This window comes from Micromonospora sp. WMMD1219, from assembly GCF_049315215.1.
Classification (GTDB): Bacteria; Actinomycetota; Actinomycetes; order Mycobacteriales; family Micromonosporaceae; genus Micromonospora; species Micromonospora tulbaghiae.
Window position 1 is genome coordinate 1,298,207 of record NZ_CP186057.1, and the last position, 26,175, is coordinate 1,324,381.

A 26,175-nucleotide genomic window follows, 5' to 3' on the forward strand; every position below is an offset into this window, starting at 1 on the left:
CGTGCCGCTCAGCCCTGGTGGGCGACCTCCGTGGGGGCGTTCACCTGCCGGTGCAGGTACTCCCGGATGAGCGCCTTCGCCTCGACCAGCACCCGCTCGTCGCCGTCGGTGCGGCGGCGGAAGGCCAGCTTGATCAGGGCGTCCGCGGCCTCCACCGCGACCTCCAGGTGGAACCGCAGGTCGGGCACCCCGGCGAGGCCGAAACGCTCGGTGAGTACGCGGGCGAGCTGCTCCGCGATGACCCCGTTGTTGTCCCGCTGGTCGTCCAGCAGGTGCAGGTCGACCACGTCGCCGAAGTGCAGGGTACGGAAGCCTGGAACGGTGCGGTGCATCGAGATGTACTCGTCGATCGCCGCGTCGACCCCGTCCCACCAGTGGGTCAGGTCGTCCGAGGAGAACCGCTCGTCGAGCCGCTGGAGGTAGGACTCCATGGTGCGCAGGGTCAGTGCCTGCACGATCGCCCGCTTGTCCGGAAAGAACTGGTATACCGACCCGATCGCCACCTCGGCACGCTCGGCGAGCAGGGTCGTGGTCAGCCCTTCGTACCCCACCTCGTCGACGAGCTCGGCGCAGGCGTCCAGCATCCGCTGGACCCGCGCGACACTTCGGCCCTGCACCGGTACTCGACGCAGCGGCCCGGTCGTGGCGGCTGGTGTGGACACTCGGCGCCACCCCCCTTCGACGGATGAACATATCTGCACGTCACGAGTCTGTGACTACCGGTACAACGAGCCGGGCTCGATTGCGGTATTTACCAGGCACAACGTTCCTGATATGAATTCAGTTCATATTCATGTCGAGGAGTGGCCGCGATGACCGGTACCACCGCCACCTGGTCCAACTGGGCCGGCAACCAGCACAGCACCGCGCTCCTCACCGTGCGCCCGCGTAGCGTCTCCGACGTCGTCGAGGCGGTCCGCCAGGCCGCCGCGGCGGGCCGGACCGTCCGGGCCACCGGCAGCGGCCACTCGTTCACCGCCACCGCCGTCGCCGACGGGCACCGGATCGACCTCGCCGAGCTGGAGACCGACGTCACAGTCGACGTGGCGCGCCGCCTGGTCACCGTACCGGCCGGGATGACGTTGCACACGCTCAACGATCTGCTCGCCGGGCACGGCCTCGCGATGCCGAACCTCGGCGACATCGACGCCCAGACCATCGCCGGTGCGCTCTCCACCGGCACCCACGGTACCGGGGCGAAGCTGGGCTGCCTGTCCACCTTCGTGGCCGGGCTGACGCTGGTCACCGGCACCGGCGAGGTGCTGCGCTGCTCGGCCGAGGAGAACCGCGACGTCTTCGACGCCGCCCGGGTCGGGCTCGGCGCGGTGGGCGTGCTGGTCGAGGTCACGCTGCGCTGCGTGGACGCCTTCGTGCTGCGCGCGCACGAACGCCCGGCCCCGCTCGCCGAAGTACTCGACGACCTCCCCGGCCTGTACGAGGCGCACGACCACGCTGAGTTCTACTGGTTCCCGTACACCGACCGGGTGCAGGTCAAGACCAACGACCGGGTACCCGCCGACGACCAGCCACTGCCCGGCTGGCGCGGCTGGCTGGACGACGAGTTCCTCTCCAACACCGTCTTCGCCGGCGCCTGCCGCCTCGGCCGGGCCGTACCCGCCCTCGCACCCCGGATCAGCGCCGTCTCCGCCCGCGCGCTCACCGAACGCACCTACACCGGCCGCTCCGACCGCGTGTTCTGCACGCCGCGCCGGGTCCGCTTCGTGGAGATGGAGTACGGGCTGCCGCGCGAGGCACTGCCCACCGCGCTGGCCGAACTGCGCCGGATCGTGGACCGGCTGCCGTTCAAGGTGCTGTTCCCGGTCGAGGTGCGCTTCACCGCCGCCGACGACATCTGGCTGTCCCACTCGTACGGGCGGGACTCCGCGTACATCGCCGTGCACCAGTACGTGGGCATGCCGTACGAGCCGTACTTCCGCGCGTTCGAGCAGGTGGCGACGGAGTTGGGCGGCCGCCCGCACTGGGGCAAGCTGCACTGGCGCGACGCGGAGTCACTGGCCACCGCCTACCCGAGATTCGCGGACTTCCAGTCCGTCCGCTCCCGCCTGGACCCGTCCCGCATCTTCCAGAACCCGTACTTGTCCCAGGTCCTGGGCGCCTGACCCGCCTGGCGGGGATCTTGGTACGGGGCCGCCCCTTGAAGGGCGTTCCCGTACCAAGATCTCGGCGGCTGTCCACAGGGGCAACAGGGACGACGGTACAGCGGGTGGGATTCATGTGTGGAGATGCCGGGGGATGACGCGGACGAGTTGAGCTGGTTGCTGTTCCATCAGGAACGGGTGCTCGAAGCGACGCAGGCTCGACGGTTCCTGTCCGAGAAGGCGATCCGGCACCGGCTGGGCAGCGGGCGCTGGCGGCAGGCGCACCGGCGCGTCTACGTCACCCACAACGGGCCGGTGGGTCCGAAAGAGTGGCGTTGGGTGGCGGTGCTCGCGGCGGGACCGGCAGCGACGCTGGGTGGACTCACCGCGGCCCAGGCATGGGGCCTGCGGCGCTACGAGAGCCGGCTGGTGCATCTGCTGCTGCCGGCCCGGCATCAGACGCGAACCCTGCCCCCGGGTGTGCGGATCCATCGCACCACCGCACTGCCGCTGGAGGACGTGCTGGACGTCGGCAAGCCCCGCCGGACCATGCCGGCCCGCTCGCTCGTCGACGCGGCACAGTGGGCGGCGACCGACGAGGAGGCACGGGCTGTCATCGCGGCAGGCTTCCAGCAACGCCTGGTCTGGGGCGACGACCTGCATCGGGTGCTGGAGCGGCTCCCTCGCGCACGTCGGCGCCGGCTGATCCTGGCGACCGCCACGGACGCGGCCGGCGGCGCTCACTCCCTCGCCGAAATCGACTTCCTCGATCTCGTCCGGCGGGCCGGGTTACCCGAACCGTCCCTCCAGGTCGTCCGGCGTGACGCCACCGGGCGGCGGCGCTACCTGGACGTCTGGTTCGAGCGGTGGCGGGTGCACGTCGAGATCGACGGTGGGCAGCACCTCGACCCGAAGACCGCCTGGGCGGACATCCAGCGGCAGAACGACGTCTGGACCACCGGTGACCGGGTCCTGCGCTTCCCCGCGTGGGCCGTCCGCAACGACCCGACCCGCGTCGTGACCCAGTTGCGCGCCGCCCTGCGATCCTCAGGTTGGCCCGGCTGAGATCTTGGTACGGACCCGCCCTTCCAGGGGCGCCTCCGTACCAAGATCACTCGTTCGGGGTTGAGGTCGCCTTCTTGGGGGCGGCCTTCTTGGCCGTCGTCTTCTTCGCGGCCGTCGTCTTCTTGGCCGCCGTGGTCTTCTTTGCCGCGGTCGTCTTCTTGGCCGGGGCGGCCTTCTTCGCGGCCTTCTTCTTCGGCGCCGGACCCTTCGCGCGCTTCTCGGCCAGCATCTCCGACGCCTGCTCTAGCGTCAGCTCCTCCGGCGTCTGCCCGCGCCGCAGCGACGCGTTGAACTCGCCGTCGGTCACGTACGGCCCGAAGCGCCCGTCCTTGATCACCAGCGGCTTCTCGGTGAGCGGGTCGTTGCCCATCTCCCGCAGCGGCGGTGCGGCGGCCCGGCGCTGGCGCGTCTTCGGGGCGGCCAGCAACGCCAGCGCCTCGTCCAGCGTGACGGTGAACATCTTGTCTTCGGAGTCCAGCGAGCGGAACTCGTCACCGCGCTTGACGTACGGGCCGTAGCGGCCGTTGTTGGCGACCACCTCGGCGCCGTCCGGGGCCACGCCGATCAGCCGGGGCAGGCGCAGCAGCTGCAACGCCTGCTCCAGGGTGAGGCTGTCCGGCGACTGTGAGCGCAGCAGCGAGGACTTGCGCTCGCCGCTTGCCACGTACGGGCCGAACCGGCCGGACTTGAGCACGATCGGCTCGCCGGTCGACGGGTCGTCGCCGAGCTTGCGCTCACCGCCGCCGCCGAGGAACAGCTCGTGCACCTTCTCCGGGGTCAGCTCGTCGGGCGCCAGGCCCTCCGGGATCGGCGCCCGGTCGCCCTGCGAGCCGCCCTCCTCGCCCTCACCCTCACCCGAGGCCGGGGCCGGGGCCGGGCCCGAAACCGCGCCGGGCAGCGCCCGCTGGAGGTACGGCCCGTACCGACCGACCCGGACGACGACCTCGCGGCCCTCGTCGTCGGTGAACAGCGGGATGGAGTTGACGCTGCGCGCGTCGATCTCGCTGAGGTTCTCGGTGACCAGCTTCTTCAGGCCACCGGCGTGCGCGATGGCCTGGTCGCCGGTGCCGTTGGTGCTGCCGAAGTAGAAGGAGGTGAGGAAGTCGACGGCGGCGTGGTCACCACCGGCGATCTCGTCCAGCTCGTTCTCCATGCTGGCGGTGAAGTCGTAGTCGATCAGGCGCGGGTAGTGCCGCTCCATCAGCCCGATCACCGCGAACGCCAGGAACGACGGGATCATCGCCTGGCCGCGCTTCACCACGTACCCGCGGTCCTGGATCGTCTGCATGATCGACGCGTACGTGGAGGGCCGGCCGATGCCCAGCTCTTCGAGCGCCTTGACCAGCGACGCCTCGGTGTAGCGGGAGGGCGGCTGGGTGTGGTGGCCCTGCGCGGCCAGCTCGTCGGCGGTCAGCGGCTGGTCCTTGACCAGCGTGGGCAGCCGCCGCTCGGCGTCCTCGGCCTCGGCGTTCTCGTCGTCGCTGGACTCGACGTACGCGCGCAGGAAGCCCGGGTCGGTGATGGTCTTGCCGGTCGCGCCGAAGTCGGCCTCCTCCTGGGCGGAGGAAACGGCGCGGATGCGCACCGACACGCTGGAGCCGACCGCGTCGGTCATCTGCGAGGCGATGGTGCGCCGCCAGATCAGCTCGTAGAGCTTGAACTCCTCGGCGGACAGCTCCTTGGCCACCTCGCCCGGGGTGCGGAAGTTGTCGCCCGCGGGACGGATCGCCTCGTGCGCCTCCTGCGCGTTCTTCACCTTGCCGGTGTAGCGGCGCGGCTCCGGCGGCACGCTGCGCTCGCCGTACAACTCGACGATCTGCCGGCGGGCGGCCGCGATCGCCGTCTCGGACAGGTTCACCGAGTCGGTACGCATGTAGGTGATGTAGCCGTTCTCGTACAGGCGCTGCGCGGTGCGCATCGTCTGCTGCGACGAGAACCGCAGCTTGCGGGCCGCCTCCTGCTGGAGCGTGGAGGTGATGAACGGCGCGTACGGGCGGCGGCGGTAGGGCTTCTCCTCGACCCGGGTGACTGTGAAGGGCCGGTCGGCCAGGCGGGCGGCGAGCCCTCGGGCCCCGCCCTCGTCGAGGTGGACGACACCCGCACCGGCGCGAACACGACCCGTGGTCGGCTCGAAGTCCTTGCCGGTGGCGATCCGGTCACCGTTCAGCGCGACGAGCGTGGCGTTGAACGTCCGCGGGCCCTCGCCCGGCTTCGCCACGGCGAGCGTGGCCAGGATGTCCCAGTACTCGGCGGTGCGGAACGCCATCCGCTGGCGCTCCCGCTCGACCACGATCCGCGTCGCCACCGACTGCACCCGGCCCGCCGACAGCTTCGGCATGACCTTCTTCCACAGCACCGGCGAGACCTCGTAGCCGTAGAGACGGTCGAGGATGCGCCGCGCCTCCTGGGCGTCGACCAGGTCGCGGTCGATCTCCCGGGGGTTCGCCACGGCGGCCTGGATAGCCGGCTTGGTGATCTCGTGGAAGACCATCCGCTTGACCGGCACCTTGGGCTTGAGCGTCTCCACCAGGTGCCAGGCGATGGCCTCGCCCTCGCGGTCCTCGTCCGTCGCCAGGAAGATCTCGTCGACCTCCTTGGCCAGCTTCACCAGCTTGCTGATCTGCTGCTTACGGTCGGGCGACACCACGTAGAGGGCGTGGAAGCCGTTGTCGACGTCGACGCCGAGGCGCGCCCACGGCTCACCCTTGTACTTCGCCGGGACGTCGGCGGCGTTGCGGGGCAGGTCCCGGACGTGGCCGAAGCTGGCCTCCACGACGTACCCCGGGCCGAGGTAGCCCGAGATCGTCTTGGCCTTCGCCGGTGACTCGACGATGACCAGACGGGTGGTTCCAGCGTTGCTCGGCACGTCTCTCCCCGACCTCACTCCTACGCCATGCCCGCTTCGGGCCGTGTTGCGCCACCCGGACCACAGGCGGTCCGGATGTCCAACGTAACGCGCCGTCCGCGTTCCGGGTTTCGTGGGCGGCAAACGGGCCGCCCTCCCGGCGACCGCCGGCCGCACCCTGCCGGACGGCGTCACGGTACACCGTGGGTAGGGCGACAGGCGGGTCACTGTGACGATCGCGTACCCCTGGCGGAGCCCTCGCCGGGTGTCCGGCTTCGGACAGCGGCGGTCAGCTCCGCGGCCCCGGCCAGTCCGTCACCGGCGCCGCCGCCGGCCGTTCCCCCACCAGCTCCGCGAGCCGCGACATCCGCCGCCCGCCGATCCGGAACGCGGGCCCGCCCTCGTCCGGCTCGACGAACGCGGCCGGCAGGCCCACCGCCGCCAGCGCGGCGCGGACCACCGGCCAGGACTGCTCGTCGGCCGGTCCGAGCCGCAGCCGGAATCCGGCCGGCTCGGCCGTGCCGGCGGCCGCCGCCCAGAGCCGCAGCCGCCGCCCGTCCAGGTGGAAGCGGGCCGGTGGACGCTTCGCCGCGCCGCGCAGCCAGGCCCGCGCGAGCGGCGCCAGCATGCTCGTGTACGCGGTGCGCACCCGGTGCCGCCCGTCCTCGGTCGGCTCCCAGCTCGCCGGCACGCCCCGGGCGCCCAGCTCGGCCACCAGCACGTGCACCCGCCAGGCGGCGTCGACCACCACGGAGATCCGCGCCGTGCCGCCCATCCGCCCCACCTCACCCGGCCCGGCGAGCAGGCCGGCGAGGTCCGCCAGCGAGGGATCGGCCGCCTCGGTGGAGAACAGCGAGGGCTGGCGGGCCGGTTTCGGGGTGGGAGGGGTCAGCGACACTCCGGGACCTCGTCGAAGGCCTCTTTCAGCTCGGTCGAGTTGAGCTTGCTGGTGTCCAGCGCGCTCGCGTCGTACTCCTTGTTGAGCGTGTCCACGGCGGCGCGCACGCCGTCGTAGAACGGACCGGCCTGGGCGGTGTCGAGCCGGTCGACGGTGTCCCGGGCCCGGCCGTACGCGTCGCGCATCTTGCTCAGCGACCCCAGGAACCCGGCGGACACCTCTTCGCCGCGCTCGGCCTCGGGCACGCCCGCCTCCTCGACCTTGCGCCGGGCCGTCTCGCTGGCCTGCTCGGCGCCGGCGAAGAGCCGGACCAGGTTCTCCTTGGCCTGCGGCGGCGTCGTCTGCGCGGTCATCTGCTGCTGGGTGCTGCTGGTCAGCTTCGAGATCTCCGCGCGCCACGGGGTCAGCGCCTGGCACACCGACGCGGCCCAGACCCGAGGGCTGGGACCGCCGCCGCACCCGGTGACGACGAGGACCAGCGTGGCCAGGACCACCGTGAGCTTTCCGGCGGTTGCCGCCCGGCGCGTACGCATGCGAAGCAGCGTACGACCTCCGGGCCGAACCGCCACCGGTCAGGTTTGCCGGGCACGGGGTTCCCGGCCGGCCGGGGCCGGCCGGGAACCATCGCGTGCGATCAGGCGTTCACCGTCTCCGGACGCTGGTCCGGGGTGCCGGCGCCGCTGTCCGAGTCGGACATCGCCACGCCCTTGCGCTTGCTGAACACCACGGCCGCCGCGATGATCAGCGCGGCCACCACGGCGATCGTGATGCGCAGCGGGTTGTTCTTGTCGTCGCCCACGCTCCAGGCCACCACGGCCGGGGCGATCAGCAGCGAGACCAGGTTCATCACCTTGAGCAGCGGGTTGATCGCCGGGCCGGCGGTGTCCTTGAACGGGTCGCCGACTGTGTCGCCGATGACTGTGGCGGCGTGCGCGTCGGAGCCCTTGCCGCCGTACGCGCCGTCCTCCACCAGCTTCTTGCCGTTGTCCCAGGCGCCACCGGAGTTGGCCAGGAACACCGCCATCAGCGTGCCCGCGCCGATCGCGCCGGCCAGGTACGCGGCCAGCGCGCCCGGGCCGAGGCCGAAGCCGACAGCGATCGGGGCCAGGATGGCCAGCAGACCGGGGGTCATCAGCTCGCGCTGCGCGTCCCGGGTGCAGATGTCCACGACCTTGCCGTACTCGGGCCGCTGGGTGCGGTCCATGATGCCCGGCATCTCGCGGAACTGCCGGCGTACCTCCATCACCACGGCGCCGGCCGAGCGGGAGACCGCGTTGATGGCCAGGCCGGAGAAGAGGAACACCACAGCGGCGCCGATGATCAGGCCGACCAGGTTGCGCGGGTTGGACACGTTGAGCGAGTTGAGGATCTCGCTGCCCACGTCGTTCACGCCCGCGTCCTCGTAGGCGGAGCGCAGCGTGTCGGTGTACGAGCCGAACAGCGCGGTGGCGGCGAGCACCGCGGTGGCGATCGCGATGCCCTTGGTGATCGCCTTGGTGGTGTTGCCGACGGCGTCCAGCTCGGTGAGCGTCCGCGCGCCGTGCTCGTCGATGTCGCCGGACATCTCGGCCACGCCCTGCGCGTTGTCGGAGATCGGGCCGAACGTGTCCATCGCGACGATGACGCCGACTGTGGTGAGCAGGCCGGTGCCGGCCAGCGCGACGGCGAACAGCGACAGCGTGATCGAGCTGCCGCCGAGCAGGAACGCGCCGAAGACGCCGGCGCCGATCAGCAGCGCCGAGTAGACGGCCGACTCCAGGCCGACGCTGATGCCGGCGAGGATGACGGTGGCCGCGCCGGTCTGCGAGCTCTTGCCGATGTCCTGCACCGGGCGCCGGTTGGTCTCGGTGAAGTAGCCGGTCAGCGCCTGGATCGCGGCGGCCAGCACGATGCCGATCACCACCGCGCCGATGGCCACCAGCCGCGGGTTGCGGTCGACGTCGGTCAGCCCGCCCTCCAGCTCGGCGAACGTGGCCGGCAGGTACGCGAACGCGGCGATCGCGACGAGCACCGCGGCGAGCAGCGCAGACAGGTAGAAGGCCCGGTTGATCGCGGTCAGGCCGTTGCGGTCGCTGACGCGCAGCCGGGTGATGAAGACGCCGACGATCGCGACCAGCACGCCGATGGTGGAGATGATCAGCGGGAAGACCAGGCCGGTCTCGCCGAACGCGGCCCGGCCCAGGATCAGCGCCGCGACGAGCGTGACCGCGTACGACTCGAACAGGTCGGCGGCCATGCCGGCGCAGTCGCCGACGTTGTCGCCCACGTTGTCGGCGATGGTGGCGGCGTTGCGCGGGTCGTCCTCCGGGATGCCCTGCTCGACCTTGCCGACCAGGTCGGCGCCGACGTCGGCGGCCTTGGTGAAGATGCCGCCGCCGACCCGCATGAACATGGCGAGCAGCGCGGCGCCGAAGCCGAAGCCCTCCAGCACGGTCGGGGCGTCACCCCGGAAGATCAGCACGACCAGCGCCGCGCCGAACAGGCCGAGGCCGACGGTGAGGAAGCCGACCACGCCGCCCGTGCGGAAGGCGATCTTCATGGCGCCCTCACGGCCGCCTTCTCGCTCCCGCGCGGCCGCCGCCACCCGCAGGTTGGCGCGGGTGGCCAGCCACATGCCGGCGCCGCCGATGAACGCGCTGAACAGCGCACCCACCACGAAGAACGCCGAGCGGCCGACCTTCACGAGCGTTTCGTTGCCGTCGGTGTCGTGCACCGGCAGCAGGAAGAGCAGCACGACGGCGACCACCACGAAGATCGCCAGCGTGCGGAACTGTCGCAGCAGGTACGCCGACGCGCCCTCCTGCACCGCGCCGGAGATCTCCTGCATGTTGGTGGTTCCCTTACCGGCCGCCAGGACCGCCCTGGTGAGGGCGGCCGCGAAGACGAGCGCCACCAGCGCGATGACCGCGGCGATGACGACGTACGTCACGTTGGCTCCGGTAAGGGACAGTGCGCCGCCGTCGGCGGCCAAGGTCCCGGACATCTATGTCCTCCTGTACCGAACAACTCGCGCCGGCTCATGGAGACGCACGGGCCGACGCCTGGATGCGGACTCGCAAGCGCGCGCCGACCCACCCCGGCGGACCAGCGATGAACTCCCGTTCCCGCTGGCTACGGGATGGGATCACTTGCTGACAACCCGCGTACTGTAGCCCTCCCGCGTGGCGAGGGTCACACCGAGGGGGCACCGTGTCTCGATGATCTTCGTAACTGTGTTATGCGAAGAAATCTGATATACGGCGCGACCAATACGACGAGGCCGCGCTCCCCCTTCGGGGAACGCGGCCTGCGTGTGCGAATCGGGTCAGGCGCGACCGGCCGGCCAGGACATCCGCACCTCGGTGCCGACGCCGTCGTCGACCGGGCGGACCTGGAGATCCTCCACGAAACCGGCGAGCAGCGCGAAGCCCACCCCGGTGGTGAGCGCGTCCTCGCTGAGCGACTCCTTCGCCAGCTCGTCCGGGCCGAGCGCGGCCAGGCCGAGGCCCGCCTCGATCGGGGCCCGGTCCACCACCCGGACCGTGTAGCCGCCGCCGTCGGACATCTCCACGTACACCGGGTCGGCCAGGCCGTACTGCCGGTGCAGCGCGACCGCCCGGGTGCACGCCTCACCGATGGCCAGGCGCACCTCGTCCAGCAGGTCCTCGCGTACGCCGGCCCGCCGGGCCACCGCGACGCCGACCAGGCGGGCGGTGCGCACGTGCACCGGGGCCGGAGAGAAGGACAGCTTGACGGTGGCCATCACGCGCCGGTGGAGTCGGCGGCGATGGCCGCGTCGACCGTCGGATGCAGCGGGAAGACCTGGTCCAGGGCGGTGATCCGGAAGATCTTGAGCAGCGGCTCCTTGTCGCAGACCAGCGCGAAGGAACCACCGGCCGAGCGCAGGCGCTTGAGCGCGCCCACGAGCACACCCAGCCCGGTCGAGTCGAGGAAGTCCACCCGGCCGAGGTCGACCACCACGTGGCGGGCTCCGCCGTCGATCAGTTCGAGGAGCCGTTCCCGCAGGCGGGGGGCGGTGTAGACATCCACCTCACCACCGACCTCGAGCACCGTGTGCTCCCCCACGGCGCGGGTCGCCAGCGACAGCTCCATCGGCCCCTCCTCGGTAAACTCTCCTGGGCATCTAACCATCTCCCCGTGCGGCCCCCTCGGTCACCGGCCACGCCCTCCCCATACCCCCACCCTGCGGTTCCCAATTCCGAACACCAGTGCGAGAGTGCAGGACGTGACCGACCACAGCCCCGGCCCGCGACGTGCTCCGGGCGAGCTGCTGCGCCGGCTGCGGCTGCGTCACACCACCGACCCGGTCACCCACGTCGAACACGTCCCGGCCCGCGCCGGCGAGCCGGTCGGGTGGCCCGGCTGGACGCCGGAGGACCTGCGGGAGGCGTTCGCGCGGCGCGGCGTCACCGCCCCGTGGCGGCACCAGGCCGAGGCCGCCGAGCTGGCGTACGCGGGCCGGCACGTGGTGGTCGCCACCGGCACGGCGTCCGGCAAGTCCCTGGCGTACCAGCTTCCCGCGCTGAGCACCCTGCTCGCCGACCCGCGCGCCACTGTGCTCTACCTGGCGCCGACCAAGGCGCTCGCCGCCGACCAGCTCCGCGCCGTCGCCGGTCTCGAACTCGACGGGGTACGCCCCGCCACCTACGACGGCGACACGCCGCGCGCCGAGCGGGAGTGGATCCGCCGGCACTCCCGGTTCGTGCTGACCAACCCGGACATGCTGCACCACGGCATCCTGCCCGGGCACGCCCACTGGTCCGGGTTCCTGCGCCGCCTCGCGTACGTGGTGGTCGACGAGTGCCACACCTACCGGGGCGTCTTCGGCTCACACGTCGCGCACGTCCTGCGGCGGTTGCGCCGGCAGTGCGCCCGCTTCGGGCGTACCCCCGTGTTTCTCCTGGCCTCGGCCACGTCGGGTGACCCGGCGACGGCGGCCGGGCGGCTCACCGGCCTGCCCGTCACCGCCGTCACCGAGGACACCTCGCCGCGCGGCGGGGTGACGTTCGCGCTCTGGGAGCCGCCGCTGCTGCCGCCCACCGGCTCGGCTCCCGACGCCGACCTCGTCCAGGTCCGGCGCTCCGCGCTGCGGGAGACCGCGGACCTGCTCGCCGACAGCGTGGTCGAGGGGGTACGCACGCTCGCGTTCGTGCGGTCCCGCCGCGGCGCCGAGGTCGTGGCCGCGAACGCCCGGCGGTCGCTCGACGAGGCGGTGCCCGGGCTCGGCGACCGGGTGGCCGCCTACCGGGCCGGCTACCTGCGCGAGGAGCGCCGCGAGCTGGAACGGGCGCTGCTGCACGGCGACCTGCTCGGGCTGGCCTCCACCAACGCGCTCGAACTCGGCGTCGACCTGGTCGGGCTGGACGCGGTGCTGATCTGCGGCTGGCCCGGCACCCGCGCGTCGCTGTGGCAGCAGGCCGGGCGGGCCGGGCGCTCCGGCGACGAGGCGCTCGCCGTGCTGGTGGCGAGGGACGACCCGCTCGACACCTACCTGGTGCACCACCCGGAGGCGCTGTTCGGGCGGCCGGTCGAGGCCACTGTGCTCGACCCGGCCAACCCGTACGTGCTCGCGCCGCAGCTCGCCTGTGCCGCCCACGAGTCCCCGCTCACCCGGGCCGACCTGGACCTGTTCGGGGAGGGCGCGAAGGAGGCGGTGGACTCGCTGGTCGAGGCGGGGGCGCTGCGGCAGCGGCCCACCGGCTGGTACTGGCGGCACCGGGAACGCCCCGAGGTCGACCTGCGCGGCGAGGGCGGCGCCCCGGTGTGCGTGGTGGAGGAGTCCACCGGCCGGCTGCTCGGCACCGTCGACGGCGGGTCGGCGCACTTCCTGCTGCACACCGGCGCGGTCTACCTGCACCAGGGCGTCTCGTACGTGGTCGACTCCCTCGACCTGGCCGACGGGTGCGCGCTCGTGCACGCCGAGGAGCCGGACTGGTCCACCCACGCCCGCGACGTCACCTCGCTGTCGGTGGTGTCGGTCCGCTCGTACGTGGACGCCGGACCGGTCGGGCTGTTCCTCGGCGAGGTGGACGTGACCAGCCAGGTGGTGTCGTACCAGCGGCGGCGCATCGCCACCGGCGAGGTGATCGACACCCGCCCGCTGGACCTGCCGGCCCGGGAACTGCGCACCGTCGCGGTGTGGTTCACGCTCTCCCCCGAGTCGCTGACCGCCGCCGGTGTCGAGGCGGCGGACGTGCCGGGCGCGCTGCACGCCGCCGAGCACGCCGCGATCGGCCTGCTGCCGCTGATGGCGACCTGCGACAGGTGGGACATCGGCGGACTGTCCACCGCGCTGCACCCGGACACCGAGGCGCCCACCGTCTTCGTCTACGACGGTCACCCCGGCGGTGCGGGTTTCGCCGAGCGGGCGTACGGCACCGCCGCCGCCTGGTTGCACGCCACCCGGGACGCGATCGCCGAGTGCGGGTGCGAGATCGGGTGCCCGTCGTGCGTCCAGTCCCCGAAGTGCGGCAACGGCAACAACCCGCTGGCCAAGGCGGAGGCCGTGAAGGTCCTCGACGTGGTGCTGACCAACCTCGCCACGGTCGGCGGCGAGGCGGCGGGTGCCGGCCCGGAGGCGGGTGCCGGCCCGGACTCGGGCACCGGCCCGGACTCGGGCACCGGCCCGGACTCGGGCGGCCCGGAGCGCGGCGAGGTGTTGCCCCGGCAGGACGACCGGACGGCCCGCCCAGCTCAGGCGGCCGGTGCCCCACCCGCCTGACCGCACCGGGCCGGTTGGGGCTGCCCGCCGCCACTTCGGGGAGGTTGCGGTATCGACAGGTGCTGGACCCCGCCACTTCCCCGAACTGGTGTCGATCAAGCTGGGCCGTGCGGCTCAGCGGGTGCCCAGGTGTCTGGTTGGTGGGACGGGTGCATGAGGGTAGGGCCGTCGGGGCATTGATGTATGGGAGCGCTTCCATGCATCATTTCCGGTAGCGCGCAGGTGACCCGAGACCCGTCCCGCCGGAGGTGCCGCCGTGGCCGACACGATCGCCGAGACCGTCGAGCTGCTCTACACCATCGACCAGGAAAACCTCACGCCCGACCAGCAGATAGCGCTGGGCACCGCGATGGCCACGCTCGCCCAGGCGGAACGGCTGGAGCAGATCAACGAGCGTCTGCGCGGCATCCATCAGGTGCTGAACAGCTGGGCGATGAAGGCCACGGTCGACGGCGGCCGCTGATCTTGCTGACCGTGCGCCTCGCCCGGCGCGCCGACGTCGCGCTGTGCGGGTGCGCTCGGGCGAGCGGTCGTCGGCCCGCTGTGCAAGACTCCGGCGACCCCTCGAAGGAGAGCCCATGTCGCCCGACAATCTGCAGGCCCAGCACCGGTTCATCATCCGTCAGCGACTCCGGATGATGGTCAACCAGTACGAGGTGCACTCGGTGGCGCCCGACGGCTCCGAGGGTGGGCTGCTCGCGTTCGCGCAGCAGAAGCGGCTCGCCTTCAAGGAGCAGGTGACCATCTACACCGACGACTCCAAGCAGTACCCCCTTCTCGGCTTCAAGGCCCGTCAGCGGCTCGACCTCGGCGCCACCTACGACGTGACCGATCACGCGGGCAACCCCATCGGGCTGTTCCGCAAGGACTTCGCCCAGTCGCTGCTGCGCTCGACGTGGCACGTGGAGCAGCCCGGCCTGCCGCCCGCCACCGGGCAGGAGCGCAGCCTGCCGGTCGCGCTGCTGCGCCGGTTCGTCGACTCGCTCTCCTGGCTGCCGTACCACTTCGACTTCATGGCCGGCGGCCAGCCGGTGTTCTCGGTCGACCGGAAGTGGGGTCTGCGGGACCGGTACAACGTGGAGATCCATCACCCGCAGATCGACCGCCGGCTGGTGATCGCCATGGCGGTCGGACTGGACGCCCTCCAGTCCCGCTGACCTGCGGCACTCGGGCCCGGCCCGGCTCTCGGTTCCGGCACTGGCGTCCGCCCGTCAGGACCGGGCCGGGCCGGCCCGGGACGTCGCGACGGCGTCCCGGGTCAGGCCCGGCAGCGGTGCGACACGTACCCGTGCCGTGACGATCAGATCCAGTCCGTCGACCCGACACCCGGTCATCCGGCCGCCGTTGGCCGAGACCAGCTCGGCGGCGCGAGCACAGGCGGCATCGGCGCCGTCGAGCACCTGGGCGGCACCCGCCAGCGCTCCGAAGTCCGCCGCGTTGCGGGCCTGATGCCGCGCGCACCGGGCCGCCCCGAGCGCGGCGCCGAACACCCCGACCAGCACGAACACCAACCCGATCGCGAGCAGGCAGACGGTCGCGCCGCCCCGGTCGCCCTGAGGCGTACCGCCGGCTGGCTTCCTGCTCTCCCCGCTCTCCCCGGGCACGCCGGCTCTCACGGCACCGGCCCTGGCGCGCCGGGTTCCACGGCGGCCACCGCCTCCCCCGACACGACCAGGCGGGGCAGCCGCGCACCGAGCGTCCGGACCGGCGCCCGGACCGTCGCCGTGACCCGATCACCGGTCACCGTCACGGCCACCTCGGCGCCCTCGGGGGCGTACCGGGTTCCGGTGATGGTGCCGGGCTCGCCCCGGGCCGCGGCAAGAGCCGCCTCCCGGGCCGCGTCGACACACGCGACCCGGGTGCCCACCGCGTTCACCGCGGTCAGCCCGGCGACGAGGAGCAGCATGAGCGCCGGCAGGCCGGCCGCCAACTCGGCGGTGAAGGAACCCCGCTCGCACGCGACCCGCGAGCGCCACCGGCGCCACACCGTCCCGGCCCGGGTGCCGGCCGCTCCCAGGATCAGACCGGGCTCGGCCGACACGTCGAACGGGACCGCTGGTTCGTGGAGCCACCGACCACGACGACCGGCCCGCCGGCGCGCGATCACTTCAGGGCCCGGTCGATGACGGCGGTCAGCGCGGACTGCACGTTGCCGGAGGTGAGCACCTTCAGCAGGATCCCGGCGAAGGCGACCGCGGCGAGGGTGCCCACTGCGTACTCGGCGGTGTTCATGCCGGCGTCACCCCGCAGGCGGGTGAGGAGCTTGCGCATTCGTACGTCCCTTCTCGATGGTTCACAGCACGTCGCCGAGAACAGCGACGATCACCGGCACCAGACCGGCGAGAATGAAGGCGGGCAGGAAGCACAGCCCGAGCGGCAGCACGATGAGCACGCCCGCGCGGCGGGCCGCCGCCTCGGCCGCGGTCGACCGCTCGGCCCGCAGGTCGTCGGCCAGCCGGGTCAGCGCGCGAGCCAGTGCGGCACCACTGTTCGACGAGCGGACCGCCGCCGCGACCACGGGTTCGGCCCCGGTGACGCCGTCCAGGTGCGCCCACGCTTCACCGGGGCTGCCACCGAGCCGTAGCGTCCGGCCGACCCGGCCGAGCCGGTCCGCGAGTGGCCCGCCGAGCGCCTCGGCGACGGCGAGCACCGAGCGGTCGACCGGCGCCCCAGCCCGCAGCGCGGCGGCCAGCAGATCCGCTGCCAGCGGCAGGTCGGCGGTCTCCCGCAGCCGCCGTTCCCGGGCTGCGCGCGGCTCGATCCGGCGCAGCAGACGATCGGCGGCGACACCGGCCAGCAGCCCGAGGAATACGCCCGTCACCCCGCCGACGACCACCGCCACCGCGATCCCGGCCAGCGTTGCGCCGAGGCGTACCCGATCCGGGAACCACGCCGGGCGGCCCGGTCGCGGCGCCGGGACGAGACGGCGCAGCCGCCGTGCCGGGCGGACGGCCGGACCGGCGACGACCAGGAGCGACGCGGCGCCGCCGAGACAGACGGCGGCCAGCACCTGCCGTGACATCAGGCGGCCCGCCCGGGCGTGACGCCGAGCCGCTCGGCCCAGAGCAACCCGCCGACCTGCAACACCACAGCCGCCACGGCGCTGCCGGCACCCACCGGCGTGTGCAGGAGCACCTCCACCGGGTCCACCCCGATGCCGTAGCCGAGACCGATCCCGCCGAGCGGCAGCGCGGCGAGCAGCCACGCGGTCGCCCGCGCCCCGGCAGCCTGGGCGGCGGCAGCGGCGAGGCCCCGGTCGGCGGCGCGGGCGTCGGCCTCGATCCGTTCCAGCAGATCGGCCAGCGGCGCACCCGTCTGGTCGGCCAGCTTCCGTGCGGCCCGGGCCAGCCGCGCGACGCGTCCCGGGCCGTCGTCGACACCGTTGCCGGCGGGCAGCCCGGCCCGCAGGTCGGCGGCCACGGCGGCGAGGTGGTCGAGATCGCGGCGGTGCGCGAGGGTGGCCAACCGGTGGGTACGCCGGCGCAGCACCGCCCGGGCCGCGAGCACGGCGTAGGTGGCGAGCACTACGGCTGCCACCGGACCGCCGAGCAGCGCCCCGGTCACCGCACCACACAGCGCCGCCACCGGCAGTACACGCCCGGCGGAGAGCGCCAGCGCGGGAGCCGACGCCGGAGAGGACGTCACCGGCACCGACACGAGGTCCGTCCATCGCCTCACCTGATGCCCGGCACCCGGTCGACGCCGTTCCCTGTCCCGGCCGGGCGGACGGGCGGACGCCCTCGGCCCGGAGTCGAGCGGACGTCGTGGCGGTTCCGGGGGTGCTGGACGCGCACCCGTCACCCGCTCGCCCGGGCTGCCCGCACCACTCAGGACCGCCAGGCGCCGGGCGCGACCGGCCCGGACCGGCCAGGCGACGGCGATCGCCGCGGCGGCCAGGAGCAGGACCGCCGGCCAGAGGTGGCCGGTCACGACGGTGCCGCCGGGGTGGGCCACGCCGCCTGGAGGATCGGCGGCACGGGTGCTCCCCGCTCCCGCAGCAGGCCGGCGAGCAGCTGGGCCGCCGGGGCGAGACCCCGGCCGCGCGCCCAGGCCGGGACCACTGTGACCACCCGGTCGGGTCCGTCGGGCAGCAGCAGGCCGATGGAGTCCAGTACGCGCCCCTCGCCGGTGCGGCGGAGTTGCAGGACGACCTGCAACGCGGCGGCGACCTGCGCGTGCAGTGCGAGCCGGGGCAGGCCGCCGAGCATCCCGAGTGCCTCCAGCCGGGCCGGAACGTCGGCCGGGGCGTTCGCGTGCAGCGTTCCCGCCCCGCCGTCGTGGCCGGTGTTCAACGCCGCGAGCAGGTCGACCACCTCGGCGCCCCGGCACTCACCCACGACCAGCCGGTCCGGCCGCATCCGCAGCGCCTGCCGGACCAGATCGCCGAGCCCGACGGCACCGGCGCCCTCGACGTTCGCCGTCCGCGCCTGCAGGCCGATCACGTGCGGGTGCACCGGACGCAGCTCGGCGGCGTCCTCCACCAGCACGATCCGCTCGGTGCCGGGCACCAGCCCGAGCAGCGTGTTGAGCAGCGTCGTCTTGCCCGAGCCCGTGCCGCCGCTGACCAGGTACGCGAGGCGGGCCGCCACGAGGGCGGCGAGCAGCGGCGCGATCGGCCGGGGCACTGTGCCCCGCTCGACGAGTTCGTCGAGGGTGAACGGCCGCTGCCGGAAGGTACGCAGCGACAGGTAGGGCCCGTCGGTCGCCACCGGAGGCAGCACGGCGTGCAGCCGGGTGCCGTCGGGCAACCGCGCGTCGGCGTACGGCGAGGCGTCGTCGAGCCGGCGACCGGCCGCCGCGGTGAGGCGCTGCGCCAACCGGCGTACGTCGTCGAGCGTGCCCAGCGGCACGGCGACCTGACGTAGTCCCCGCCCCCGGTCGACCCAGACCCGAACGCCGTTCACCAGTACGTCGGTGACCTGCGGGTCGGCGAGCAGAGGAGCCAGTGGACCGGCGCCGACCAGGTCGTCGTGCACCCGGTCGGCGATCCGCAGCAGCGTGGTGTCACCGAGCACCGCCGTCGCCGGTTCGGCGCGTACCGCGGAGACGATCGCCGCCGGTGTGACCGGCGTGGCCTCGGCGGCGAACCGGTGCCGGACCCGGGCGGCCAGCTCCCCCGGGCCGGTCATGCCGCACCCGCGGCCGACGACCCGACCAGCTCGTCCACGATCCGCTGGCACAGCGCGGCGAGCGGCCCCTTCCCGCTCGCGCCCGGTGCCTCGCCCCGCTCCAGTCCGCGGCACAGCCCCGGCTCGGGTCGCAGCGTGCCGGCGAGTGGCAGCCCCAGCGCCCGGGACACCTCGGCCGCCCGCAGCCGGCCGGGCGCGGGACCGCGCACGACGACCGACAGGTCGACGCAGTGCGGCGCGGCCACGGCCGCGACCCGGGCCGCCGCGGCTGCCGCCCTCAGCTCGGCCGGTACGACGAGCAGCGCGCGGTCGGCGGCCTGGAGCGCGACCACCGCGGCGTCGTCGAGGTGCCGGGGCAGGTCGAGTACGACCAGGTCCCGCCCTCGCCGCCCGGCGTCCACTGTGGCGGCCATCGCCTCGGCCGGCAGGTGCCGCAGGTCGCCCCGATCCCAGGAGAGCACCACCAGGTCGCCTCGGCTGGGCAGCGCACGGATCAGCGACGGCGGATCGACGCGCCCGTCCGTGCCGGCCAGCTCCGGCCAGCGCAGCCCGTCGAGCTGCTCCCAGCCGAGCACCAGGTCGAGACCGCCGCCGAGCGGGTCCGCGTCGACCAGGAGCGTCCGCAGCCGGGACCGGGCCGCGCTGACGGCGAGCCCACCGGCCAGCACGCTGGCTCCGGCGCCGCCCCGGCCGCCGAGCACCGCCACCACCCGGCCCTGACCCGGGCCGGCCGGACCGGCCACGCACTCGGCGAACCGGTCGACCAGCCAGGGCTCGGCCGCCGGCAACGTCGCGACGTGCTCCGCGCCGATGAGTTCGGCCAACTCCGTACCCGGATCGAGCTCTCCGGAGCGACCGACCAGGACCGTGCGGGCGCGGCGGGGAAGGCGCGCCCGCAGGCAGGCCGCCGCCTGGTCGGCGCCGATGAGCACCAGCGGCGCCGGTGCCCAGCGGGCCCGGGCGGCGGCCGGATCGGCCGCCAGCTCGACCTCGGTGCCGCCGGCCGCCGCGAGTCGCAACAGCTCGTCGAGCAGGTCGCCGTCGGAGGTGACGAGCAGGGGCAGGCGACGGTACGGCGGGAGCGGGGTGCGGGGCGGCATGGCGGCCTCCATCGGTCGGACTCGGACGTGCCGGGGTGAGCCTGCGCGGCCGGGGGATGCGGAATCGGCGCCCTGTGGACAACGGAGGCCGTTGTGGACAGACCTCGGGGACCCGGTTGATCTGCTATGTGCCGGAGACGGAGCCAACGGGTGGGCAATCGGCCATTGACGACAGGGATGATCGGTAACGGATAATCGGGGCCCTTCGCCGCCCGATGGACGGCACCGGCTTGCGGAATCGAGGCCATGACCGATTCACCGCACCCCCTGGCGATCCGCTCGGATGGACGCCACTCGCGATCCGGCCGGAGGACCGAAGACGGGGTCTGGCTACGCGATCCGTCGCCGACACTGCTCGCCGCGATCGCCGTCGGCCTCGTGGTCGTGGTGCTGGCGAGCATCGTCAGCGTCTTCGCCACGCCACGTCGCCCCGACCTCCCGCCGCCGATCAAGGGCCAGGCGATCCTGGCGTCCCCGACGAGGGCGGAGTTGGTGACGGAGGCACCCGCCGAGTCCTACGCACCGCCGTCGGTGTCGTTCTCCAACCGCGCCGTGGCGCCGACCCGGACCGCAGCACCGACCCGCCGCGCCACCCCGAGCAGCTGGTCGACCTCACCGAAGCCGTCGACCCCCCGGTCCAAGCCGCCTGTGGTCGGACCCGGGGAACTGGCCCCACTGCCGGCCTCGCGCGAATCGCGGCTGCGCTCGCACGGCGGCGGTCCGTCGACGTTCGTCGACTTCGTCAACAACCACGGGTCGACAGTCGTGGTCCACTGGATCAACTACGAGGGCCGGCGGCAGCAGTACGCGGTGCTCCGGCCCGGGCAGTCCTACCGGCAGCAGACGTACGTCGGTCATCCGTGGGTGGTGGCCGACGAGCGGGGCCGCGGACTGGTGTGCTTCGAGCCGGCCCGGCAGACGCTGCGCGCGGTGATCCGGTAACTCCCTTGCCGGGCCCGACCGGCGGCTGCGACGCTCCGTCGGGTGATCGACAAGCCGGACATCGACGAGCGGACGCTGGCGGCCGAGGTTGCCACCGCCTGGTCGGTGGACGTCACCGAGCTGGCGTTCATGCCGGTCGGGCTCGACGGGCACGCGTGGGCGTACCGGGTGGAGACGTCCGACGGCAGGCGCTACTTCCTCAAGGTACGCCGCGGCGACTTCACCCCGGCCGCCGTCCTGCTGCCCCGTTTTCTGCGCGCGCAGGGCCTTCAGCAGGTGGTCGCGCCGCTGGACCTCCGCCTCGCTGGCGGGGTTGCACGTCGGTTCGGGGATTATCGGCTACTGCTCTACCCGTTCCACGACGGCGGCAGCCTGTGGGGTCGCGGCCTCACCGACCGCCAGTGGATCGAGTACGGCGAGTTCCTGGGCCGGCTGCACCGGGTCACGCCGGGCGCCGAGGTCGCCGCCGTCCTGCCGGCCGAGACGTACCGGTCGAGCGCGGGCGAGCGGTTGCGGACCCTCGGCAGGCTGGCCGCGTCGAGCGAGGTTCTGGGCGCCTTCTGGGACCGGTACGGCGCCGCGCTGCACCGGCTGGCGGAGACCGTCGACGAGCTGGCGTCGCGCGTGACGCGGGGGCGGCACGTCATCTGCCACGCCGACATCCATCCGGGCAACCTCATCGCCGACGGCGACGGTCCCCTGCACGTCGTGGACTGGGACGCGCCGATCCTCGCGCCGCGCGAGCGGGACCTGATGTTCGTCTACAGCGCCGACTTCGGGGACCACCCGATCAACGGGCGCCGGGCTGAGCTCTTCCGCGAGGGCTATGGGGCGCTGGAGCCGGACCCGGTCCTGCTGAGTTATTACCGCAGCGAGCGGCATCTCGACGATGTAGCCGTGTTTCTGGGCAGCATCCTCGGTCCGGAGGCCAGTGCGGAGGCTCGGGCCAACGACCTGTACTGGCTCACCCGGATCGCCGAGGCGGTCGCCGACCCCGGATACGCGCCCTGAGCCGGACGCGGAACGCTCGTCCCGGAAAGGGACGACCCCCGTCGGGGGGAGACGGGGGTCGTCTTGTGGTTCGGCTCCGGGGGGGTCGAGCCGAACCGACTCAGCGGTTACGGGGGGTGCAACCGCCGAGGCCCATCGACGCCGGGTATGCGAACTCCCGTCGCGAGGACAAGCATGCCGCAGTCGACCCTTATACGTCGAGTGTTGTTCACTCCACGCAAAGCTAAATTCATCGATAGATACCTGTGACCGCCGTCACTCCACCGGGTGCTCATCGGCTTTCGCTACCCGGGCGGACGCCTCCGCGCCTCTCGTCGGGCTAGACTTTCGCGCCGTGGGCCGCAGCGCCGCTTTCTTCGATCTCGACAAGACCGTCATCGCCAAGTCGAGCGCCCTGGCGTTCGGTCGGCCGTTCTACCGGGACGGGCTGATCACCCGGCGTGACGTGGTCAAGTCGGCGTACGCGCAGTTGATGTTCCGGCTGGGCGGCACCGACGAGCAGACCATGGCCCGCACCCGGGACTACCTGGCCACACTCTGCAAGGGCTGGCCGGTGGAACAGGTCCGCCAGATCGTCGCGGAGACGCTGCACGAACTGATCAACCCCTATGTGTACGCCGAGGCGGCCGCCCTGATCGAGGAGCACCAGGCCGCCGGGCGGGACGTGGTGCTGGTCTCCGCGTCCGGTGACGAGATGGTCCGGCCGATCGGTGAGCTGCTCGGGATCACCGACGTGATCGCCACCCGGATGGGCGTGGTGGACGGGCGGTACAGCGGCGAGGTCGAGTTCTACGCGGCCGGTCCGAGCAAGGTCGAGGCGGTCAGCGAACTGGCTCTTGAGCGGGACTACGACCTGGCCGACTCGTACGCGTACTCCGACTCGTACTCCGATCGGCCGCTGCTGGAGTGCGTGGGGCATCCGACGGTGGTCAACCCGGACCGGGCGTTACGCAAGCTGGCGGTGGAGAACGCGTGGCCGGTGCTGGAGTTCCGGCACCCGATCCCGCTGGGCCGCCGGCTGCGCGAGCGGCCGGCGGTGCCGGTCGCTGCGGCGGCGCTCGGCGTGGGCGTCGGCGTGGCCATCGGCATCGCCTGGTACGGCCGGCACCGCCGTACCCGCACCGCCGCACCCACCGCCTGACGGCAGGCACCGCAGCGTCCGGCACGGCCGCCACCAGGCACAGCGCGCAGGCGGGCCCGGCGGCAGCCGGCAACCGTCAGGACGCGGCGAGGATCTCGTCGCCGATCAGCGTGATCTGGTCGGCGCCGACCTCCACCGCGCTCATGTAGTGCCGCAGCCAGGAGCGCAGGCCGTCGGGTGTGCCGGTGGCGAACGCGCCGGCCGCGCCCACGTACTCCGGCTCGCGCTCACGGTGACCGACGTCCACCGCGACGAGCCCGCGGGGGTCGAACCCGGTGGAGATCAGCACCAGCCGGGCGGCGGCGCGGGCCACCACCCCGGACGGGCCGGGGAACGGGCGCAGGTTCAGCAGTTCGCCGTGGACGACGGCGGCCAGCACCAGCGGTGGCACCCTGGTGCCGCCGGCGACCAGGGCGGCCAGGCCGTCGAGGCGGGCCGCGACCACCGGGTCGGCGACCGGCCGGCCCAGTTCCTCCTCGGTCACCACGTCGCGGGCGGCGAGCACGTGCAGCCGGGCCATCACCTGCCGGGGTGCCTTGGGCCAGAGGTCGCTCAGTCCGGGCAGCGCCCCGGCGACCCGGAGCGCGCCCTGGAGCACCGGGTCGGTGACGGTCCCGGCGCGTACCTCCTCGCGGTCGTGGACGCGGCCCTCCAGCGCGGCGCTGGCCACTGCCGAGCGGAGACTGACCTCGGCGGCGACCTGGCCGCCCTGGCGGCGCAGCGCGCGGTGCCGGTGGGCCAGGTCGACCCGCTCGCGGGCCCGCTCGACGGCGGGGGCGACGTCGGCGAGTGCGAGCAGCGGGGCGAGCGGATCGGTGGTCACCCCGTCACGCTAGCGACCGGCGGGCCGGTATCCGCCTCCGCCCGCCGGGAAAGTGACGCCGTCGGCGTCGCGCGGTGCACTCGGCGCGGGGACCGGGCCGCTCGGCGCGCGATGAGGGGGCGGGCGGTCGCGACGGGGGTACGGCGGGACTAACCTTCCCCGGAGTAGGAGACGCAGGTCACGCGACGAAGGAGTCACCGCATGAGCGAGGCATTGGCCAACTTGCTGAACGAGACGCGCCAGTTCCCGCCGCCGGCTGAACTCGCCGCGAACGCCAACGTGACCGCCGAGGCGTACGAGGAGGCGGCCGGGGACCGGCTGGCCTTCTGGGAGCGCCAGGCCGGCCGGCTGGCCTGGGCCCAGCCGTGGGAGCAGGTGCTCGACTGGTCGAACGCCCCGTTCGCGAAGTGGTTCACCGGGGGCCGGCTCAACGTGGCGTACAACTGCCTGGACCGGCACGTCGAGGCGGGCCACGGCGACAAGGTGGCGATCCACTGGGAGGGCGAGCCGGGCGACACCCGTACCGTCACCTACGCCGACCTGCACAAGCTCACCTGTCAGGCGGCGAACGCGCTGACCGAGCTGGGCGTGACCGCCGGTGACCGGGTGGCGATCTACATGCCGATGATCCCGGAGGCGGCGGTGGCGATGCTCGCCTGCGCCCGGATCGGCGCCACGCACAGCGTGGTGTTCGGCGGCTTCTCCGCCGACGCGCTGACCAACCGGATCCAGGACGCCAGCGCCAAGGTGGTGATCACCGCGGACGGCGGCTTCCGCCGGGGCAAGCCGTCGGCGCTCAAGCCGACGGTGGACGAGGCGGTGGCGAAGTGCCCGTCGGTGGAGCACGTGCTGGTGGTCCGCCGTACCGGGGAGGAGGTCGCCTGGTCGGGCAAGGACCACTGGTGGCACGAGACGGTCGAGACCGCGTCGCCGGAGCACGAGGCGCAGGCGTTCGACGCCGAGCACCCGCTGTTCATCCTCTACACCAGCGGCACGACCGCCCGGCCGAAGGGCATCCTGCACACCACCGGCGGCTACCTGACCCAGACGTCGTACACCACGCACGCGGTCTTCGACCTGAAGCCGGAGACGGACGTCTACTGGTGCACCGCCGACATCGGCTGGGTGACCGGGCACTCCTACATCGTGTACGGCCCGCTCTCCAACGGCGCCACACAGGTCATGTACGAGGGCACGCCGGACACCCCGCACAAGGGCCGGTTCTGGGAGGTCGTCGACAAGTACAAGGTGACCATCCTGTACACCGCGCCGACGCTGATCCGCACCATGATGAAGTGGGGCGAGGACATCCCGGCCGGGTACGACCTGTCGTCGCTGCGCCTGCTCGGCAGCGTCGGTGAGCCGATCAACCCGGAGGCGTGGATCTGGTACCGGCAGCACGTCGGCCGCGGCGAGCTGCCGGTGGTGGACACCTGGTGGCAGACCGAGACCGGCGCCATCATGGTCTCGCCCCTGCCCGGCGTGACCGAGGCGAAGCCCGGCTCGGCGATGAGCCCGCTGCCCGGCATCGTCGCCGACGTGGTCGACGACCAGGGCCAGTCGGTGCCCAACGGCGGCGGCGGTTACCTGGTGCTGAAGGAGCCGTGGCCGTCGATGCTGCGGACGATCTGGGGCGACGACAACCGGTTCCTGGAGACGTACTGGTCCCGGTTCGGCGCTGGTGCGAACACCGGCGACGAGTGGGTCTACTTCGCCGGTGACGGCGCGAAGAAGGACGACGACGGGCACATCTGGCTGCTCGGCCGGGTGGACGACGTGATGCTGGTGTCCGGCCACAACATCTCCACCACCGAGGTGGAGTCGGCGCTGGTGAGCCACCCGTCGGTGGCGGAGGCGGCGGTGGTCGGCGCGACCGACCCGACCACCGGCCAGGCGATCGTCGCGTTCGCCATCCCGCGCGGCAGCGCGGACATCTCGGGTGACGCGGGCGAGCAGCTCATCGCCGAGCTGCGCAACCACGTGGCGAAGACGCTCGGCCCGATCGCCAAGCCGCGGCAGATCATGCTGGTGCCGGAGCTGCCGAAGACCCGCTCCGGGAAGATCATGCGCCGGCTGCTGCGGGATGTGGCGGAGAACCGGTCGCTCGGCGACGTGACCACGCTCCAGGACTCCTCGGTCATGGAGTTGATCTCGTCGGGGATGAGCGGCGGGAAGTCCGACGAGGACTGACGTCGACTGATGACGAGGGGCGGGCCGCCGGGCGGTCCGCCCCTTCGTCGTATCCGGGATCCGCGCCGTCGATCGGGGGATCCGGGACTGACCTGATCGGCCAGAGGGCCTGATCACCTCTGTCGATGTCGCTCGTCGTCGGTTACGTTCAGCCCACCGGCGGATTTCGACGAGCGTCACTGAGACGGCCGGTCCCTCACCATTCCCTACG

General features: G+C 73.0%; 24 protein-coding genes. 9 read left to right on the plus strand and 15 right to left on the minus strand.

Annotated features, from left to right (window positions below):
* Positions 1-8: 8 nt before the first annotated feature.
* Entirely contained in the window at positions 9-584 is a 576-nt protein-coding gene (locus tag ACN27C_RS06190) for a TetR family transcriptional regulator (protein WP_013473587.1), read from the minus strand.
* A gap of 219 nt (positions 585-803) precedes the next feature.
* Between ACN27C_RS06190 and ACN27C_RS06195 the strand changes: the two genes are divergently transcribed.
* Entirely contained in the window at positions 804-2,120 is a 1,317-nt protein-coding gene (locus ACN27C_RS06195; protein WP_252449861.1) for a D-arabinono-1,4-lactone oxidase, read from the plus strand.
* A gap of 123 nt (positions 2,121-2,243) precedes the next feature.
* Complete coding sequence (locus tag ACN27C_RS06200) at positions 2,244-3,164, plus strand: DUF559 domain-containing protein (RefSeq protein ID WP_422750693.1); 921 nt, start codon at positions 2,244-2,246, stop codon at positions 3,162-3,164.
* A 46-nt stretch (positions 3,165-3,210) separates the two neighbouring features.
* Here the strand turns inward: ACN27C_RS06200 and topA are convergent, their stop codons facing one another.
* The 6 genes from topA to ACN27C_RS06230 form a co-directional block, all read right to left on the minus strand.
* Complete coding sequence (topA, locus tag ACN27C_RS06205; protein ID WP_422750694.1) at positions 3,211-6,030, minus strand: type I DNA topoisomerase; 2,820 nt, start codon at positions 6,028-6,030, stop codon at positions 3,211-3,213.
* Between the two features lie 268 nt (positions 6,031-6,298).
* Positions 6,299-6,907, minus strand: a complete 609-nt coding sequence (locus ACN27C_RS06210) for a hypothetical protein (protein ID WP_120572042.1) — start codon at positions 6,905-6,907, stop codon at positions 6,299-6,301.
* On the minus strand, positions 6,898-7,440 hold the full coding sequence (locus ACN27C_RS06215; RefSeq protein WP_091414621.1) for a hypothetical protein: 543 nt from the start codon (positions 7,438-7,440) through the stop codon (positions 6,898-6,900). Before ACN27C_RS06215 ends, ACN27C_RS06210 begins: the two co-directional genes overlap by 10 nt.
* A gap of 101 nt (positions 7,441-7,541) precedes the next feature.
* Complete coding sequence (locus ACN27C_RS06220) at positions 7,542-9,890, minus strand: sodium-translocating pyrophosphatase (RefSeq protein ID WP_422750695.1); 2,349 nt, start codon at positions 9,888-9,890, stop codon at positions 7,542-7,544.
* Between the two features lie 321 nt (positions 9,891-10,211).
* A complete protein-coding gene (locus tag ACN27C_RS06225) occupies positions 10,212-10,649 on the minus strand; it encodes an ATP-binding protein (protein ID WP_013283650.1) in 438 nt (145 codons plus the stop codon).
* A complete protein-coding gene (locus ACN27C_RS06230; RefSeq protein WP_013283649.1) occupies positions 10,649-10,999 on the minus strand; it encodes an STAS domain-containing protein in 351 nt (116 codons plus the stop codon). The genes ACN27C_RS06225 and ACN27C_RS06230 overlap by 1 nt, the downstream gene beginning before the upstream one ends.
* A gap of 91 nt (positions 11,000-11,090) precedes the next feature.
* Here ACN27C_RS06230 and ACN27C_RS06235 point away from each other — a divergent pair, with 91 nt between their 5' ends.
* The 3 genes from ACN27C_RS06235 to ACN27C_RS06245 all read left to right on the plus strand — a co-directional run bounded on the left by ACN27C_RS06235 (position 11,091) and on the right by ACN27C_RS06245 (position 14,785).
* Complete coding sequence (locus tag ACN27C_RS06235) at positions 11,091-13,628, plus strand: DEAD/DEAH box helicase (RefSeq protein ID WP_422751581.1); 2,538 nt, start codon at positions 11,091-11,093, stop codon at positions 13,626-13,628.
* Positions 13,629-13,884: 256 nt separating this feature from the next.
* Complete coding sequence (locus ACN27C_RS06240) at positions 13,885-14,091, plus strand: hypothetical protein (RefSeq protein ID WP_013283647.1); 207 nt, start codon at positions 13,885-13,887, stop codon at positions 14,089-14,091.
* A gap of 115 nt (positions 14,092-14,206) precedes the next feature.
* On the plus strand, positions 14,207-14,785 hold the full coding sequence (locus ACN27C_RS06245; protein ID WP_358191786.1) for a hypothetical protein: 579 nt from the start codon (positions 14,207-14,209) through the stop codon (positions 14,783-14,785).
* A gap of 54 nt (positions 14,786-14,839) precedes the next feature.
* Here ACN27C_RS06245 and ACN27C_RS06250 read toward each other — a convergent pair whose 3' ends face one another.
* From ACN27C_RS06250 to ssd, 7 genes are all read right to left on the minus strand, one after another.
* On the minus strand, positions 14,840-15,232 hold the full coding sequence (locus tag ACN27C_RS06250) for an Rv3654c family TadE-like protein (protein WP_422750696.1): 393 nt from the start codon (positions 15,230-15,232) through the stop codon (positions 14,840-14,842).
* A gap of 8 nt (positions 15,233-15,240) precedes the next feature.
* The gene (locus ACN27C_RS06255) at positions 15,241-15,615 is read right to left on the minus strand and encodes a TadE family type IV pilus minor pilin (protein WP_422751582.1); all 375 of its coding nucleotides are present in this window, start codon (positions 15,613-15,615) and stop codon (positions 15,241-15,243) included.
* A 116-nt stretch (positions 15,616-15,731) separates the two neighbouring features.
* Positions 15,732-15,899, minus strand: coding sequence for a DUF4244 domain-containing protein (locus ACN27C_RS06260; protein ID WP_013283643.1), 168 nt, complete (start codon positions 15,897-15,899; stop codon positions 15,732-15,734).
* 22 nt (positions 15,900-15,921) lie between these two features.
* Entirely contained in the window at positions 15,922-16,650 is a 729-nt protein-coding gene (locus ACN27C_RS06265) for a type II secretion system F family protein (protein WP_358191784.1), read from the minus strand.
* Positions 16,650-17,558, minus strand: a complete 909-nt coding sequence (locus ACN27C_RS06270; protein WP_422751583.1) for a hypothetical protein — start codon at positions 17,556-17,558, stop codon at positions 16,650-16,652. Before ACN27C_RS06270 ends, ACN27C_RS06265 begins: the two co-directional genes overlap by 1 nt.
* Positions 17,555-18,757, minus strand: coding sequence for a TadA family conjugal transfer-associated ATPase (locus tag ACN27C_RS06275; protein WP_358191783.1), 1,203 nt, complete (start codon positions 18,755-18,757; stop codon positions 17,555-17,557). The genes ACN27C_RS06270 and ACN27C_RS06275 overlap by 4 nt, the downstream gene beginning before the upstream one ends.
* Positions 18,754-19,857, minus strand: coding sequence for a septum site-determining protein Ssd (gene ssd / locus ACN27C_RS06280; RefSeq protein WP_091416099.1), 1,104 nt, complete (start codon positions 19,855-19,857; stop codon positions 18,754-18,756). Before ssd ends, ACN27C_RS06275 begins: the two co-directional genes overlap by 4 nt.
* Positions 19,858-20,103: 246 nt before the next feature.
* On the opposite strand from ssd, the gene ACN27C_RS06285 reads away from it, so the two are divergent.
* The 3 genes from ACN27C_RS06285 (at position 20,104) to ACN27C_RS06295 (ending at position 22,951) form a co-directional block, all read left to right on the plus strand.
* Positions 20,104-20,799, plus strand: a complete 696-nt coding sequence (locus ACN27C_RS06285) for a hypothetical protein (RefSeq protein ID WP_421499443.1) — start codon at positions 20,104-20,106, stop codon at positions 20,797-20,799.
* A gap of 42 nt (positions 20,800-20,841) precedes the next feature.
* Positions 20,842-21,810 carry a phosphotransferase enzyme family protein gene (locus tag ACN27C_RS06290; RefSeq protein WP_422750697.1) on the plus strand — a complete coding sequence of 323 codons (969 nt, stop codon included), beginning with the start codon at positions 20,842-20,844 and terminating at the stop codon, positions 21,808-21,810.
* A gap of 334 nt (positions 21,811-22,144) precedes the next feature.
* The gene (locus ACN27C_RS06295) at positions 22,145-22,951 is read left to right on the plus strand and encodes an HAD family hydrolase (RefSeq protein WP_120572053.1); all 807 of its coding nucleotides are present in this window, start codon (positions 22,145-22,147) and stop codon (positions 22,949-22,951) included.
* Between the two features lie 76 nt (positions 22,952-23,027).
* Here ACN27C_RS06295 and ACN27C_RS06300 read toward each other — a convergent pair whose 3' ends face one another.
* Positions 23,028-23,774, minus strand: a complete 747-nt coding sequence (locus ACN27C_RS06300) for an oxidoreductase (protein ID WP_358171086.1) — start codon at positions 23,772-23,774, stop codon at positions 23,028-23,030.
* Between the two features lie 201 nt (positions 23,775-23,975).
* On the opposite strand from ACN27C_RS06300, the gene acs reads away from it, so the two are divergent.
* A complete protein-coding gene (gene acs, locus ACN27C_RS06305; RefSeq protein ID WP_120572055.1) occupies positions 23,976-25,964 on the plus strand; it encodes an acetate--CoA ligase in 1,989 nt (662 codons plus the stop codon).
* Positions 25,965-26,175 lie beyond the last annotated feature (211 nt).